Origin of the sequence: Streptomyces sp. CA-146814 (assembly GCF_050942385.1) — a bacterium.
GTDB lineage: Bacteria > Actinomycetota > Actinomycetes > Streptomycetales > Streptomycetaceae > Streptomyces.
The window spans coordinates 4,215,443-4,230,410 of sequence record NZ_CP192068.1 but is presented as its reverse complement, the minus strand read 5'-3'; the positions used below and the strand labels follow the sequence as shown (position 1 = coordinate 4,230,410).

The window sequence follows — 14,968 nt, the reverse complement described above, 5'->3', positions numbered from 1 at the left end:
GCTCGCGTTGTCCGCAAGCCGTCGCGCGGAAGGCGTGAGGGGCGGCAGGCCCACCGGCCCGCCGCCCCTCAACCCCACGTACGGGAGTTACTGCACGACCGTGATCCGGTCCGTCACCGGCGGGGCCAGCGGTGCGGCGGCCGTGGAGTGGGCCGCCAGGTAGGCGTTGAACAGGTCCAGGTCGGAGGCGCCGACCAGCTTGTTCGTGCCCTGGCCGAGGGCCGGGAAGCCGTCGCCGCCGCCCGCGAGGAACTCGTTCATCGCGACGCGGTAGGTGCGGGCGGGGTCGATCGCCTCGCCGTTCAGCTTGATGGTGTCGGTGACCACGCGGGCCGCGCCGGTCTTCGTCAGGTCCAGGGTGTAGGTGAGGCCCTTGGAGACCTGGAGGATCTTCGGGCTCGCCTCGTTCGGGCCGCTGACCTGCTGCTGGAGCGCGGTGACCAGCTGGGCGCCGGTCAGGTCGACGACGTTCATCATGTTGGTGAACGGCTGCACGGTGAACGCCTCGCCGTACGTGACGACCCCGTCGCCCTCACTGCCGGAGGCCTTGTACACCAGGTCCGCGCGGATGCCGCCCGGGTTCATGAAGGCGACCTGCGCGCCGCCCTTGTCGGCCGGGGCGAGGCCTTCGAGCTGGGCGTCGGCGATGACGTTGCCGAGCGGCTTTTCGGGGGCCGTGGAGCCGCGGCCGTTGATGTCGGCGCTGATCCAGCCCTGCGGCCGGTTGGCGATCGGTGCCGCCAGCTTGTTCCAGCGGTCGATCAGGCTCGTCATGTCGGCGGCCTTGGGCTGGTCCCGGGTCACGACGTGGTTCGCCGACTTCACCGACGTACGGACGATGTCGTTGGTACGGCGGTCGTAGGTGAGGGTGGTGTCCGTGTAGAGCTTGCCGAACGACGACGCCGAGGTGACCATGCGCGGCTTGCCCGCCGGGTCCGGGACCGTGCACACGTACGCCTGGTGGGTGTGGCCAGTGACCAGGGCGTCCACCTTCGGCGTGATGCCCTTGGCGATGTCGACGATCGGGCCCGAGATGCCGTCGCCCGCGCCGGGGCTGTCGCAGTCGTAGTTGTACGAGGTGGAGGCCGGGGCCCCGCCCTCGTGGATCAGGGCCACGATGGACTTGACGCCCTTGCGGTCCAGCTCACGCGCGTACTTGTTGATCGTCTTGACCTCGTCGTGGAACTTGAGGCCCTTGACCCCGTTCGCGGTGACGATGTCCGGCGTGCCCTCCAGGGTCACACCGATGAAGCCGATCTTGACGCCGTTCTTCTTCCAGACCGTGTACGGCTTGAGCAGCGGCTTGCCGGTCTTCTCCTTGGTGACGTTGGCCGCCAGGTAGGGGAAGTCCGCGCCCTTGAACTTCTTGCCCTTCTCGTAACAGCCCTCGACCGGGTGGCAGCCGCCGTTCTGGAGGCGGGCCAGCTCGGTGGCGCCCTCGTCGAACTCGTGGTTGCCGACCGCCGAGACGTCGAGCTTCAGCTTGTTGAGCGCCTCGATCGTCGGCTCGTCGTGGAAGAGGCCCGACAGCAGCGGGCTCGCGCCGACCATGTCACCGCCGGCCGCCGTGACGGAGTACGGGTTGCCCTTGCGCGCGGTGCGCAGCGAGGTCGCCAGGTACTCGACGCCACCGGCCGGGATCGCCTTCACTGTGCCGTCGGGCTGCGTCTCGGAGATGTTGCCCGCTGAGCCGGCCGGCGGCTCCAGGTTGCCGTGCAGGTCGTTGAAGGACAGCAACTGCACATCCACGGTACGGGGCTTGTGGCCGTGTCCGTGGCCATGACCGTGTCCGTTCCCCTGGCCCCGGTCATGGGCCCCGGCCGGCATCGCGGCGACGAGCGCGCCCACGGTGGCCAGCCCGGCCGCGGCGGCGAGCACCCGTCGAGAGGCACGTTTCTTCTGCGGAGTCGCTGACATCGGTCCCCTTGTGTGTCAGTTACGTCAGTGGTGTCACTGGTGGCACGTCTGGAATCCTGCGTGCCGCAGCCTAGAGTCAACGCGCGTAGCGCAACAGGTGTTCGGGGTTACGGACTGGTTGCCATCCGGCCAAATGGCTCGTCCAACAGCCTGTTGGACAATTGTCCTGGGGCCACGTCAAGCCGGGAACGAACCCGGGGACAAGCCCGAGGGCGAATGATCCCCACACCCCCCACTCCCCGGCCACCCGCCCCCGCTCCCCGTACGCTCGTCCTCATGACGACTGACGCAGCCCTCCCCTCCCCCGGACGCGAGATTCAGGCCCTCGACACGCTCGACTCCAGCCAGGCCGACGCCGTCCTCGAACTCCTCGGTGAAGCGGCCCGGTTCGACGGCAGGCAGGCGGTCTCCGAGCAGGGGAGGCTCCGGATCCGGGGCGGGCACCGCGTCGGTGTGCGCCACTTCCTGCTCAGCAGCAACGGGAGCCTCGCCGGTTACGCGCAGTTGGAGGACACCGACCCCGTCGAGGCCCCGGCGGCCGAGCTCGTCGTCCACCCCGAGCGGCGCGGCACCGGCCACGGCCGGGCCCTCGGCGCGGCCCTCCTCGCCGCGACCGGCAAGCGGCTGCGGGTCTGGGCGCACGGCGGCAGCTCGGCCGCCCGGCATCTGGCCCAGGTCCTCGGGCTCTCCCTCTTCCGTGAGCTGCGCCAGCTCCGCCGGAGCCTGATCCCGCTCGACCTCGCGGAGCCCGTACTTCCCGAAGGCGTCACCGTACGGACCTTCGAGCCCGGCCGTGACGACGCCGCCTGGCTCGCCGTCAACCGCGCCGCGTTCGCCCACCACCCCGAGCAGGGCTCCCTGACCCAGCAGGACCTGGACGACCGCAAGGCCGAGCCGTGGTTCGACCCGAAGGGGTTCTTCCTGGCCGAGCGGGGCGGCGAGCTCGTGGGCTTCCACTGGACGAAGGTGCACGCCGAGGAGCAGCTCGGCGAGGTGTACGTCGTCGGCGTGCTGCCCGACGCCCAGGGCGGCGGGCTCGGCAAGGCGCTCACCGCGATCGGCCTGCACCACCTGGCCGCCGAAGGGCTGCCCACCGCGATGCTCTACGTCGACGCCGACAACACGGCGGCCGTGACGGTGTACGAGCGGATCGGCTTCGCCACCCACGAGGTGGACCTGATGTACCGCACCGAGTCCTGAACCTCGCACCTCCGGTCGGAAGAAAATCTGTCGTGGCGGGAGTAGACATCTCGCTTGCGGCGGGTCTAGTGTTTCTCTCGTAGCCGGACAGCGAGGACGGCACGGCAGTGGAGTGGTGGAGCCGGAAACGGTGGGTTCCGCCGCTGGTTGCCGGGCCGGGCGGCCTTCAGGGGCCGTGCGGCGGTATCTCCGACCTGTCCGGTCCGATGAACAGACGAACAGAACAGAACCGAACCGACGAGGTAAGGAGCAGACGCCATCAGGATCGCCCGGGCGAGGCACACACCGCCCGGGTACCGCAGGCCCCAGATCGGAAGGTGGTCCCCGGTCACGCATCCGCGATCCCCGCTCACCCGCCCTCACCGGCGGACCGGCGGAAAAAGAAGGCCGGCGTAAGTCACGCCGGCAGATGGTGTTGAAGCTCGGGGCCCGAGTGCCGTACGGCACTCGGGCCCCCCGACGTGTCCCCGCGCCGAAACCCGGCACGGCCCCGAATGAAGAGGTGCTATGCCCGCTAGCAGTACCCGCGCCACCGACAACCTGGACGACGACGACTACCCCGCCTTCACCATGGGCCGGGCCGCCGAGATGCTCTCCACCACACCCGCCTTCCTCCGCGCGCTCGGCGAGAACCGCCTGATCACCCCGCTGCGCTCCGAAGGCGGCCACCGCCGCTACTCCCGCTACCAGCTGCGCATCGCCGCCCGCGCCCGGGAGCTGGTGGACCAGGGCACCAAGATCGAGGATGCCTGCCGCATCGTCATCCTTGAGGACCAGCTCGAAGAGGCCCAGCGCATCAACGAGGAACTGCGCGCCGCACGGACGCGGTAGACGGACGCGGTAGACCGCCCTCCCCCGTACGCGCAGGGGCGGCGTCACTTGACGCCGCCCCTTCCTTACGCCACCCTTTCACTACTCAATTAGTGAAAGGGTGGTGGACATGGCAGGATCCGCAGCGGTCGAGTTCCGCATCGACCGGCGCAGCGGCGTCGCCACCTACCTCCAGATCGTCCAGCAGACGAAACAGGCCCTGCGCCTGGGCGTTCTGGAGCCGGGGGACCGGCTGCCCACCGCCCGCGAGGTCGTCGAGGCCACCGCCATCAACCCGAACACCGTGCTCAAGGCGTACCGGGAGCTGGAGCGCGAAGGCCTCGTCGAGGCGCGGCGGGGGCTCGGCACCTTCGTCCGCCGGACGCTCGGCGGCGCGGCGGAGGCCACCGCCTCCGACTCGCCCCTGCGCACCGAACTCGCCGACTGGGCCCGCCGGGCGCGGTCGGCCGGGCTGGAGAAGGACGACGTCAGCGCGCTCTTCACCGCCGTACTCGACAGCACGTACAAGCTCGACAGCACGTACAAGGGGGACCAGGACAGATGACAGGTGCTGCGATCGAGGCCCGCGGCCTCGCCATGACGTACGGGCGGGGAGGAGGCGCGCACCGAGCCCTGGACGGCTGCTCCTTCCGCCTTCCCGCCGGGCGCGTCTGCGCGCTCGTCGGGCCCAACGGGGCCGGTAAATCCACCCTGTTGAACCTGGCGGCGGGGCTGGCCCGGCCGAGCGCCGGGGCCCTCACCGTCCTCGGCTCCGCCGACCCCTCCGCCGTACGCGGCCGCATCGCCTGCGTGCCCCAGGACAAGCCGCTGTACCCGCAGCTCACCGTGGCCGACACGCTGTGGGCCGGCGGCGAGCTGAACCCCGGGCGCTGGGACGCCGCCGTCGCGGGCCGGATCGCCGCACCGCTGCCGCCGAAGGCCCGTGTCCGTACGCTCTCCGGCGGCCAGCGCACCCGGCTCGCACTGGCCCTCGCGCTCGGCAAGCGGCCCGAACTCATGCTGCTGGACGAGCCGATGGCCGACCTGGACCCCCTCGCCCGGCACGAGCTGATGGGCGTGCTGATGGCGGAGGCCGCCGAGCACGGCACCACCATCGTGATGTCCTCGCACATCCTCACCGAGCTGGAAGGCGCCTGCGACTTCCTGCTCTTCGTCGACGGCGGCCGCGTCCGGCTCGGCGGCGAGTCCGAGGACATCGTCTCCGCCCACGCGCTGCTCGCCGGCCGGACCGGCCACGACCTGGCCCCGCACACCGTCGTCGAAGCCCGTACGACGGGCCGTCAGCTCACCGCTCTCGTACGGAAGGGGGGCCCCGTGGACGAGTCCCTCTGGGCCGTCACGGAACCCTCCCTGGAGGAGCTCCTCCTCGCCCACCTCCGCTCGCCGGACGCCCCGCCGCTGCTGACGCCGGGCGCGGTGGCGGGTGCGGGTGCGGGACACCAGACCCGCGAGGCGGTGGTGTCCGCGTGAGCTCCACCGTCACCTCCTTTCGCGGCCCCGTCCGCGTAGCGCTGCGCCTGCACCGGAGGACCTTGTGGGCGGCCCTGGCGGCCGTCGCCGTGGGGATCGTCGGCCTGCTCACGGTGGCCCTCCTGGCCGAACGGGCCGTCGCCGACCTCGCGAGCGCCGGCTGCACCCTGAGCAGCGACGCACGCCCCTGCTTCCAAGCGGCTCGTGACTTCACCGACCGGATGATCCGCATCGACCGGTTGCTGACGTACGCGGGCTTCGCCCTCGTCGCGCTCCCCGCCGTCGTGGCGGCCTTCGTCGCGGGCCCGGTGATCGCCAGGGAGTGGGAGACCGGCAGCATCAAGCTCTCCTGGAGCCAGTCGACCTCGCCCGCCGCCTGGCTGGCCGCGCGGCTCGTCACCATCGCCCTGCCGGTGGTCGGCGGGATCGTGGTGCTCTCCTCCGTCCTCTCGTGGTCCAGGACCCGGCTCGCGTACCCGTTCCCGGCCATCTGGGAGGAGGCGACGGCCTTCGGCGCGACGGGCACGGTCCCGGTCGCCGGTGCGCTGCTGGCCGTGGCGCTGGGTGCGCTCGCCGGGCTGCTGCTGCGCCGTACGGTCCCGGCGCTGATGGTGGCCCTGGCCGCCTCCGGGCTGGTGGCGTTCGTGCTCAGCACGGTGCGGTTCCACTTCTGGCCGATGGTGAAAGTCACCTATCCCCTGGAGGGCGTCTCACCCGTCCCGAAGTGGTCGTACGTCGTCGAGCAGGGTTACGTGACGGCCGGGGGCGACCGGCTTCCCGCCGGCACCTGCTCCCCCTCCTCCCTGAACTTCCAGGACTGCCTGGCCGGACACGGCGTGCGGCACTACGAGCACTACCACCCCGCCTCCCACTACTGGCCGCTCCAGCTCGTCGAGACCGGCATCCTGCTCGCGCTCGCCGCGCTCGCCGTGTTCGCCGCCTTCCGGGTCCTGCGCCGCCTGCACGGCTGAGACCGGCCGCACCCACTTCGCCGTCCGGGCCCGACAGGGGTGGGCCCGGACGGCGATCACGCTCCAGGACTCGGTCACGTAGCGTCACCGCACGACCGACCCGCAGGCACACCGCTTCCTGGACGTCATGTCGCCGTTACCGGCCATTCAGACGCCCTTGCGACCCTCACGGGATGCAGCCAGCTCTGCCAGCCCCCCGCCGCAACGGGAGCGCCCAGGGTGACGCCTCCGCCGCGTCCCCCGGCCGTGACCCCGGGTTTCCCGGGCCTTCCGCGATCTTTCCCGGCTCCGACGCGCCTACCGGGGCCCCCACGCGGAACAATGGGTTCATGAGCCAGCAGCCCAGCTCCGAGGTCCCGGTCCAGCCCGCCCAGCCGTCCGTCGGCGCACTCGCCGCGCACCGGCCGCACGCCGTCGCGCACCCCTCCTCCAGCAACGGCGGCTTCTCCACCGCCGCCGACCTGGACCCCGATCTCGACGCCGACGCGGACGCGTACGAGCCCGACCGGGACGGCGACGAGCTGCCCCAGGGCCGCTTCCTGGACCGCGAGCGGTCCTGGCTGGCCTTCAACGAACGTGTCCTGGAGCTGGCCGAGGACCCGGCGACACCGATCCTGGAGCGCGCCAACTTCCTCGCGATCTTCGCCTCCAACCTGGACGAGTTCTTCATGGTCCGGGTGGCCGGACTCAAGCGCCGCATCGCCACCGGCGTCGCCACCCGCTCCGCCTCCGGCCTCCAGCCCCGCGAGGTGCTGGACCTGATCTGGACCCGTTCGCGCGAGCTCATGGCCCGGCACGCGGCCTGCTTCCAGCAGGACATCGCCCCGGCCCTCTCCGACGAGTCGATCCAGCTCATCCGGTGGCCGGATCTGACCGAGAAGGAGCAGGCCCGCCTGTTCACCTTCTTCCGGCAGCGCGTCTTCCCCGTGCTGACCCCGCTGGCCGTCGACCCCGCGCACCCCTTCCCGTACATCTCCGGGCTCTCGCTCAACCTCGCCGTCGTCGTCCGCAACCCGGTCAGCGGCCACCGCCACTTCGCCCGGGTCAAGGTGCCGCCGCTGCTGACCCGCTTCCTGGAGGCGTCCCCGCAGCGGTACGTCCCCATCGAGGACGTCATCGCCGCCCACCTGGAGGAGCTGTTCCCGGGCATGGAGGTGCTGGCGCACCACATGTTCCGGGTCACCAGGAACGAGGACCTGGAGGTCGAGGAGGACGACGCGGAGAACCTGCTCCAGGCGCTGGAGAAGGAGCTCATGCGGCGCCGGTTCGGTCCGCCGGTGCGGCTGGAGGTCGAGGAGTCCATCGACCCGTACGTCCTGGATCTGCTGGTCCGCGAGCTGAAGGTGTCCGACGCGGAGGTCTACCCGCTGCCCGGCCCCCTGGACCTGACCGGCCTCTTCGCGATCGCCTCGCTGGACCGGCCGGAGCTGAAGTACCCGAAGTTCGTCGCGGGCACCCACCGGGACCTGGCCGAGGTGGAGTCCGCCTCCGCGCCCGACATCTTCGCCGCGCTGCGCGAGCGGGACGTGCTGCTCCACCACCCGTACGACTCGTTCTCCACCTCCGTCCAGGCGTTCCTGGAGCAGGCGGCGGGCGACCCGGACGTGCTGGCCATCAAGCAGACGCTGTACCGCACCTCCGGCGACTCCCCGATAGTGGACGCCCTCATCGACGCGGCCGAGTCCGGCAAGCAGGTCCTCGTCCTCGTCGAGATCAAGGCCCGCTTCGACGAGCAGGCCAACATCAAGTGGGCCCGCAAGCTGGAGGAGGCGGGCTGCCATGTGGTGTACGGGCTGGTCGGGCTGAAGACCCACTGCAAGCTCTCGCTCGTCGTCCGCGAGGAGGGCGACACCCTGCGCCGCTACTCGCACGTCGGCACCGGCAACTACCACCCCAAGACCGCCAGGCTGTACGAGGACCTCGGCCTGCTCACGGCGGACCCGCAGGTCGGGGCGGACCTCTCCGACCTGTTCAACCGGCTCTCCGGCTACTCCCGCCGCGAGACCTACCGCCGCCTCCTGGTCGCGCCGAAGTCCCTGCGCGACGGGCTGATCGCCCGCATCAACAAGGAGATCGCCCACCACCGCGCCGGGCGCCCCGCCTACGTCCGCATCAAGGTCAACTCGATGGTCGACGAAGCGATCATCGACGCCTGCTACCGGGCGGCCCAGGCCGGCGTGCCCGTCGACATCTGGGTGCGCGGGATCTGCGCGATCCGGCCCGGGGTGGCCGGGCTCTCGGAGAACATCCGGGTCCGCTCCATACTCGGGCGCTTCCTCGAACACTCCCGGGTCTTCTCGTTCGGCAACGGCGGCGAGCCCGAGGTGTGGTTCGGCAGCGCCGACATGATGCACCGCAACCTCGACCGTCGGATCGAAGCCCTCGTCCGGGTCACCGACCCCGCCCACCGCGCCGCGCTCAGCCGACTCCTGGAGACCGGTATGGCCGACACCACCGCTTCCTGGCACCTGGGCCCCGACGGCAACTGGACCCGGCACGCCACGGACGCGGAGGGGCAGCCGCTGCGGCACGTCCAGGAGATGCTCATCGATGCCCGGAGGCGCAGGCGTGCGACGCCCTGACCACCCGACGACGACCACCCGTCCTGTTACCGCGACCGCCGCGCCAACCGCGACCGCCGCGCCAACCGCGTCCGCCGCGTCCTCCGGGCTCGCGTCAGCGGCCGACGGGGGCCCGGCGGACGGGGCTCCCTTCCTCCGGGCCCCCGGGGAGACGGCCCCCGCGGAGAGGCCCCTCCCCGAAGGGGCCACCGCCGACGGCGTCAGCGCCGACGCCGTCCTCGCGCCCTACCTGCGCGGCCAGGCCGCCGACTTCCTGCGGAGCCTGCGCCTCCACCGCGAACACAGCGCCCCCTCCGACGCGAACGGCCAGGGCGCCGAGGCCGCGGCCCGGGCCCTGCGGCGGTCCGCCCGGCGGATCAGCGGCTCGCTCCACACCTTCCGGGCCGTCCTCGACCCGGTCTGGGCCGACCACCTCCGTACGGAACTGGCCTGGCTCTCCGGCACGCTCGCCCGCGAACACGCGTACGCCGGCCGGCTCACCCGCCTCCTCGAAGCCCTGCACCACCTCTCCGGGTCGCCCGTCCCGGCGGCCCGTGGCGCGAAGCCCGCCGCACAGCCGGCCACCACGCCGGACGCGCAGGGCCGGGCCGCGCTCGGCGTCGGGGCCGCACGGGCCGGGGCGCTGCTGGAGCGGCAGCTGACCCTCGCCCGGACCCGGGCCCACTCCGCCGCGCTGCAGGCTCTCGGCTCGTCCCGGTTCCACGCGGTCGCCGACGCCGTGGCGCTGCTCGCCTCCGAGGTCCCGCTGGCCCCGGGCACCACGGGCCGGGGTGCCGAGGCGCTCCTGGAGCCCGCCGAACGCGCCGAGCAGCGGCTGATCGTGGCGGTGGCGGCGCTTCCGCCGGACGCGTCGGCGGAGCCGTACAACGAGGCACAGGACGCGCCGTGGCACCAGACCCGCCTGCTGCTGCGGCTGCACCGGTACGCCCACGAGGTCGTCCTCGGCGCCGCCGACCCGGTCCTCACCGGCGCCGGGCACGCCCTGGACCTGCACCGGGACGCGGCGAAGGCGGCCGCGGCGGCGGCAGCCGCGGCCCGCACCCCGCGCATCGCCCCGGCCACCGCGTACGCGCTCGGCGTGCTCCACGCGGACCAGCGCCACGAGGTGGAGGCCGCGCGGGCGGTGTTCCGGGAGACCTGGCCGTACGCGGCCACCGTGACGGGCCCATGAGCGCCGCCCCGCAGCCGACGGTCCTCGCCGCCGGCTGCGTCCTGTGGCGCCGCGCCCCGGACGGCGGCGGGGTGGAAGTGTGCCTGGTACACCGACCGCGCTGGGACGACTGGTCCCACCCCAAGGGCAAGCTGAAGCGCGGCGAGGAACCGCTGGCCGCCGCCGTACGGGAGGTCCTGGAGGAGACCGGCCACCACTGCGTCCCGGGCCGCCGCCTCCCCACCGCCCGGTATCTCGTCGACGGGCGGCCCAAGGAGGTCGCCTACTGGGCCGCCGAGGCGACGGGCGGCGCCTTCGAGGCCAACGACGAGGTGGACCGCATCCTCTGGCTGGACCCCGAGGCCGCCCGCGTACGCCTGACCCGGCCGCGCGACCGCGAGCAGCTCACCGCGGCCCTGCTCGACGCGCTCCCCCGCAGCTGAGCCGCGGTTCCCGCACCCGCCTGCCCGACACGGTTCACCTGCCGTTCACTCTCCCCCGTAAGCGGCTTCACCTGTTCTGCCTAATTTCGGACGTACACGGTGCGCGGCGCCAAGCCGCAGCAACCCTCCTCATCGCACGCCGTCGTAGAACGAACAGATCACGGCGGCTCCTGGAAGGAACACCCGAAAGTGAAGCTTCAGCGCAAGAACCGGCTTCGTGCCACCGCGCTCGGTGCCCTCGCCGTCTCCGGCGCCCTGGTCCTCACGGCGTGCGGTTCGGACGACAACAGCGGCCCCGGTACGCCCAAGGCCGACGGCCAGAGCAGTTCGGCGTCGAGCATCGACTGCGGCAAGGCCAAGGGCCAGCTCCGGGCCTCCGGCTCCAGCGCGCAGAAGAACGCCATGGACCTCTGGGTCAAGAACTACATGGCCGCCTGTTCCGGTGTGGAGATCAACTACAACTCCTCCTCGTCCGGTGAGGGCATCGTCGCCTTCAACCAGGGCACCGTGGGCTTCGCCGGCTCCGACTCCGCGCTGAAGCCGGAAGAGGTCGCGGAGTCGAAGAAGGCCTGCAAGACCGGCCAGGGCATCAACCTCCCGATGGTCGGCGGCCCGGTCGCGGTCGGCTACAACCTGGAGGGTGTCGACAAGCTCACGCTGGACGCCCCCACCCTCGCCAAGATCTTCGACACGAAGATCAAGAAGTGGAACGACCCGGCGATCGCCAAGCTCAACGACGGCGTCGAACTGCCGGACAAGGCGATCCAGGCCTTCCACCGCTCCGAGGACTCCGGCACCACGCAGAACCTCGGCAAGTACCTCGGCGCCGCCGCTCCGAAGGAGTGGAAGTACGAGGCCGAGAAGAAGTGGCCGGCCCCCGGTGGCCAGGCCGCGTCCGGCTCCTCCGGCATCGCCGCCCAGGTGAAGCAGGTCGACGGCGCGATCGGCTACTTCGAGCTCTCCTACGCCAAGTCCCAGAGCATCTCCACGGTCGCCATCGACACCGGCGGCTCCGCCCCGGCCGAGGCCACCTCGGAGAACGCCTCCAAGGCCATCGCCGCCGCCAAGATCAAGGGCACCGGCAAGGACCTGGCGCTGGAGCTCGACTACACCACCAAGGCCGACGGCGCCTACCCGCTGGTCCTCGTGACGTACGAGGTCGTCTGCGACACCGGCAACAAGGCCGAGACGCTCGACACCGTCAAGTCCTTCCTCTCCTACGCCGCCTCCGACGACGGCCAGAAGATCCTCACCGAGGCCGGCTACGCCCCGATCCCGGCCGAGATCAACGCGAAGGTCCGCGAGACCGTCAACGGCCTCTCGTAACACCGGGAGCGCACCACGCTCCACGCACCACCGGCAGGCCGGCCCGGCGCACCCCTCCGGACCGGCCCGCCACCCCCGGTACCGCCCGGTACCAGCCCCAACCATCCGGTGCACCGCCGCCAGGGGAGCCTCGGCTCCCCCACACAGACCGGAAAGACCATGGCTTCCACCACACCGATAGACACGCCACCGGCCCCGCCGGCACCCCCGGACCGCAAGGAGCGCCCCCAGTCCACCGGGCGCATGGGCGACAAGGTCTTCGTCGGCCTCTCGCGCGGTTCGGGCATCCTGCTGCTCGTGATCATGGCGTCGATCGCCGTGTTCCTCAGCTACCGGGCCGCCATCGCCATCTCGAAGGACGAGGGCAACTTCCTCACCACCTTCGACTGGAACCCGGCCGGCGACCCGCCGGTCTTCGGCATCGCCGTCCTGCTCTTCGGCACGGTCGTCAGCTCGATCATCGCGATGATCATCGCGGTTCCGATCGCTGTCGGCATCGCGCTGTTCATCTCGCACTACGCGCCGCGCAAGCTGGCCGCCCCCATCGCGTACGTCATCGACCTGCTCGCCGCCGTCCCCAGCATCGTCTACGGCATCTGGGGCGCGCTCGTCCTGGTGCCGTACCTGGAGGGCCTGAATCTCTGGCTCGACCAGTTCTTCGGCTGGACGTACATCTTCGAGAAGACCGAGGTCGGCGTCGCCCGCTCGCTCTTCACCGTCGGCGTGCTGCTGGCGATCATGATCCTGCCGATCGTGACCAGCGTCAGCCGCGAGGTCTTCCTCCAGGTCCCGAAGATGAACGAGGAGGCCGCGCTCGCGCTCGGCGCCACCCGCTGGGAGGTCATCCGCCTCTCGGTGCTGCCGTTCGGCCGCTCCGGCATCATCTCCGCCTCGATGCTCGGCCTCGGCCGCGCGCTCGGCGAGACGATGGCCGTCGCCACGGTCCTCTCCCCGAGCTTCATCATCTCGCTGCACGTGCTGAACCCGGGCGGCGGAACCTTCGCGCAGAACATCGCGGCGAAGTTCGGCGAGGCCGACGAGTTCGGGCGTGACGCCCTGATCGCCTCGGGCCTCGTCCTCTTCGTCCTCACCCTGCTGGTCAACGGCGCGGCCCGGCTCATCATCGCCCGCCGCAAGGAGTACTCGGGGGCCAACGCATGAGCCACGCATCCACCGCCGTACAGGAACGCCCGACGCCGCCCACCGGCCCCGGCGCGCCGAAGTCCGGTCTGAGCAGCCGCTCGCTGCCGCGCCTCGCCCCCGTCGGCTTCGCCGCCGTCGCGATCGCGCTCTCCGTCGGCCTCTCCACCGCCGCCGGCTGGCACAGCAAGGTGCAGTGGGGCATGATCGCCGCGCTGTTCTTCCTGGCCATCTCGTACGTGGTCACCAGCGTCGTGGAGAACAAGCGCCAGGCCAAGGACCGCCTGGCCACCAGCGTCGTCTGGGTCTGCTTCCTGATCGCGGTCGTCCCGCTGGTCTCGCTGCTGTGGACGACGGTCTCCCGTGGCGCCGAGCGCCTGGACGGCTACTTCCTCACCCACTCCATGGCCGGTGTGCTCGGCTCGGAGGCCAGCGGCGGCGTCTACCACGCGCTGATCGGCACCCTGGAGCAGGTCGGCATCGCCACGGTGATCTCCGCGCCGCTCGGTCTGCTGACCGCCGTCTACCTGGTCGAGTACGGCAAGGGCTCGCTCGCCAAGGCCGTCACCTTCTTCGTCGACGTGATGACGGGCATCCCGTCCATCGTGGCCGGTCTCTTCATCCTGTCGATCATGCTGATCTTCGAGATCCAGCCGTCCGGCCTGATGGGCGCGCTCGCCCTGACGATCCTGATGATGCCGGTCGTGGTGCGCTCCACCGAGGAGATGCTCAAGCTCGTCCCGAACGAGCTGCGCGAGGCCTCGCTGGCCCTTGGCATCCCGAAGTGGCGCACTATTCTGAAGGTGGTCCTGCCGACCGCGATCGGCGGCATCACCACCGGCGTCATGCTGGCCATCGCCCGCATCGCCGGTGAGACCGCCCCGATCATCCTGCTGGTCTTCGGCAGCCAGCTGATCAACATGAACCCCTTCGAAGGCGCTCAGTCCTCGCTGCCGTTCTACATCTACGAGCAGTACAAGATCGGCGAGGCCGCCTCGTACGACCGCGCCTGGGCAGCGGCCCTGGTGCTGATCGCCTTCGTCATGATCCTCAACCTCGTGGCCCGCGGCATCGCCCGCTGGAAGGCCCCGAAGACCGGTCGCTGACGCGGCCATCAGCGACCTCCGAAAGAAGCAGTGATCACCATGGCCAAGCGCATCGACATCAGCGGCCTCACCGCCTACTACGGCAGCCACAAGGCCATCGAGGACATCTCGATGACCGTGGAGCCCCGCTCCGTGACCGCCTTCATCGGCCCGTCCGGCTGCGGTAAGTCCACCTTCCTGCGCACCCTGAACCGCATGCACGAGGTCACCCCCGGCGGCCGCGTCGAGGGCAAGGTGCTGCTGGACGACGAGAACCTGTACGCCTCCAACGTCGACCCGGTCACCGTGCGCCGCACGGTCGGCATGGTCTTCCAGCGCCCCAACCCCTTCCCCACCATGTCGATCTTCGACAACGTGGCGGCGGGCCTGCGGCTCAACGGCAGCTACCGCAAGAGCGAGCTGAACGACGTCGTGGAGAAGTCCCTGCGCGGCGCCAACCTCTGGAACGAGGTCAAGGACCGCCTCAACAAGCCCGGCTCCGGCCTCTCCGGCGGCCAGCAGCAGCGCCTGTGCATCGCCCGCGCCATCGCGGTCGAACCGCAGGTCCTGCTGATGGACGAGCCGTGCTCGGCGCTCGACCCGATCTCGACCCTCGCCATCGAGGACCTGATCGGCGAGCTGAAGGAGCGGTTCACGATCGTCATCGTGACGCACAACATGCAGCAGGCGGCCCGCGTCTCGGACCGCACCGCGTTCTTCAACCTCGCGGCGGTCGGCAAGCCTGGCAAGCTCATCGAGATAGACGAGACGGAGCGGATCTTCTCCAACCCGTCGGTCCAGGCCACGGAGGACTACATCTCGGGCCGCTTCGGCTGAGCCGTACCTCCCCCTG

Annotated in this window: 13 protein-coding genes; 12 read left to right on the top strand and 1 reads right to left on the bottom strand. The window is 71.1% G+C overall.

What is annotated here, in order from left to right:
* Positions 1-87: 87 nt before the first annotated feature.
* Positions 88-1,917 carry a bifunctional metallophosphatase/5'-nucleotidase gene (locus tag ACQP09_RS18710; protein ID WP_433401109.1) on the bottom strand — a complete coding sequence of 610 codons (1,830 nt, stop codon included), beginning with the start codon at positions 1,915-1,917 and terminating at the stop codon, positions 88-90.
* A 276-nt stretch (positions 1,918-2,193) separates the two neighbouring features.
* Between ACQP09_RS18710 and mshD the strand changes: the two genes are divergently transcribed.
* The 12 genes from mshD (at position 2,194) to pstB (ending at position 14,952) form a co-directional block, all read left to right on the top strand.
* Positions 2,194-3,117, top strand: coding sequence for a mycothiol synthase (gene mshD / locus ACQP09_RS18705; RefSeq protein ID WP_433401107.1), 924 nt, complete (start codon positions 2,194-2,196; stop codon positions 3,115-3,117).
* 507 nt (positions 3,118-3,624) lie between these two features.
* Positions 3,625-3,948: a MerR family transcriptional regulator gene (locus tag ACQP09_RS18700; RefSeq protein ID WP_432152594.1), complete on the top strand. Its 324-nt coding sequence runs from the start codon at positions 3,625-3,627 to the stop codon at positions 3,946-3,948.
* 109 nt (positions 3,949-4,057) lie between these two features.
* Entirely contained in the window at positions 4,058-4,492 is a 435-nt protein-coding gene (locus ACQP09_RS18695) for a GntR family transcriptional regulator (protein ID WP_433401103.1), read from the top strand.
* On the top strand, positions 4,489-5,418 hold the full coding sequence (locus ACQP09_RS18690; protein ID WP_433401100.1) for an ABC transporter ATP-binding protein: 930 nt from the start codon (positions 4,489-4,491) through the stop codon (positions 5,416-5,418). The genes ACQP09_RS18695 and ACQP09_RS18690 overlap by 4 nt, the downstream gene beginning before the upstream one ends.
* The gene (locus ACQP09_RS18685) at positions 5,415-6,389 is read left to right on the top strand and encodes a hypothetical protein (protein WP_433401097.1); all 975 of its coding nucleotides are present in this window, start codon (positions 5,415-5,417) and stop codon (positions 6,387-6,389) included. Before ACQP09_RS18690 ends, ACQP09_RS18685 begins: the two co-directional genes overlap by 4 nt.
* A gap of 329 nt (positions 6,390-6,718) precedes the next feature.
* Positions 6,719-8,971, top strand: a complete 2,253-nt coding sequence (locus ACQP09_RS18680; RefSeq protein WP_433401094.1) for an RNA degradosome polyphosphate kinase — start codon at positions 6,719-6,721, stop codon at positions 8,969-8,971.
* The gene (locus ACQP09_RS18675) at positions 8,958-10,142 is read left to right on the top strand and encodes a CHAD domain-containing protein (RefSeq protein ID WP_433401091.1); all 1,185 of its coding nucleotides are present in this window, start codon (positions 8,958-8,960) and stop codon (positions 10,140-10,142) included. Before ACQP09_RS18680 ends, ACQP09_RS18675 begins: the two co-directional genes overlap by 14 nt.
* A complete protein-coding gene (locus tag ACQP09_RS18670; RefSeq protein WP_433401088.1) occupies positions 10,139-10,564 on the top strand; it encodes an NUDIX hydrolase in 426 nt (141 codons plus the stop codon). The genes ACQP09_RS18675 and ACQP09_RS18670 overlap by 4 nt, the downstream gene beginning before the upstream one ends.
* 189 nt (positions 10,565-10,753) lie before the next feature.
* Complete coding sequence (gene pstS, locus ACQP09_RS18665) at positions 10,754-11,890, top strand: phosphate ABC transporter substrate-binding protein PstS (protein WP_433401086.1); 1,137 nt, start codon at positions 10,754-10,756, stop codon at positions 11,888-11,890.
* 159 nt (positions 11,891-12,049) lie between these two features.
* Positions 12,050-13,051 carry a phosphate ABC transporter permease subunit PstC gene (gene pstC, locus ACQP09_RS18660; protein WP_432152586.1) on the top strand — a complete coding sequence of 334 codons (1,002 nt, stop codon included), beginning with the start codon at positions 12,050-12,052 and terminating at the stop codon, positions 13,049-13,051.
* Positions 13,048-14,136, top strand: a complete 1,089-nt coding sequence (gene pstA, locus ACQP09_RS18655) for a phosphate ABC transporter permease PstA (RefSeq protein WP_433401083.1) — start codon at positions 13,048-13,050, stop codon at positions 14,134-14,136. Before pstC ends, pstA begins: the two co-directional genes overlap by 4 nt.
* 39 nt (positions 14,137-14,175) lie before the next feature.
* Positions 14,176-14,952 carry a phosphate ABC transporter ATP-binding protein PstB gene (gene pstB, locus ACQP09_RS18650; RefSeq protein ID WP_030720302.1) on the top strand — a complete coding sequence of 259 codons (777 nt, stop codon included), beginning with the start codon at positions 14,176-14,178 and terminating at the stop codon, positions 14,950-14,952.
* Positions 14,953-14,968: the final 16 nt, after the last annotated feature.

Excerpts from the sequence above, each read along its gene's own strand:
- ACQP09_RS18710 (WP_433401109.1), bottom strand. The coding sequence starts at position 1,917 with ATGTCAGCGACTCCGCAGAAGAAACGTGCCTCTCGACGGGTGCTCGCC.
- ACQP09_RS18690 (WP_433401100.1), top strand. The coding sequence starts at position 4,489 with ATGACAGGTGCTGCGATCGAGGCCCGCGGCCTCGCCATGACGTACGGG.
- ACQP09_RS18695 (WP_433401103.1), top strand. The coding sequence starts at position 4,058 with ATGGCAGGATCCGCAGCGGTCGAGTTCCGCATCGACCGGCGCAGCGGC.
- pstB (WP_030720302.1), top strand. The coding sequence starts at position 14,176 with ATGGCCAAGCGCATCGACATCAGCGGCCTCACCGCCTACTACGGCAGC.
- ACQP09_RS18670 (WP_433401088.1), top strand. The coding sequence starts at position 10,139 with ATGAGCGCCGCCCCGCAGCCGACGGTCCTCGCCGCCGGCTGCGTCCTG.
- mshD (WP_433401107.1), top strand. The coding sequence starts at position 2,194 with ATGACGACTGACGCAGCCCTCCCCTCCCCCGGACGCGAGATTCAGGCC.
- pstA (WP_433401083.1), top strand. The coding sequence starts at position 13,048 with ATGAGCCACGCATCCACCGCCGTACAGGAACGCCCGACGCCGCCCACC.
- pstC (WP_432152586.1), top strand. The coding sequence starts at position 12,050 with ATGGCTTCCACCACACCGATAGACACGCCACCGGCCCCGCCGGCACCC.
- ACQP09_RS18680 (WP_433401094.1), top strand. The coding sequence starts at position 6,719 with ATGAGCCAGCAGCCCAGCTCCGAGGTCCCGGTCCAGCCCGCCCAGCCG.
- ACQP09_RS18700 (WP_432152594.1), top strand. The coding sequence starts at position 3,625 with ATGCCCGCTAGCAGTACCCGCGCCACCGACAACCTGGACGACGACGAC.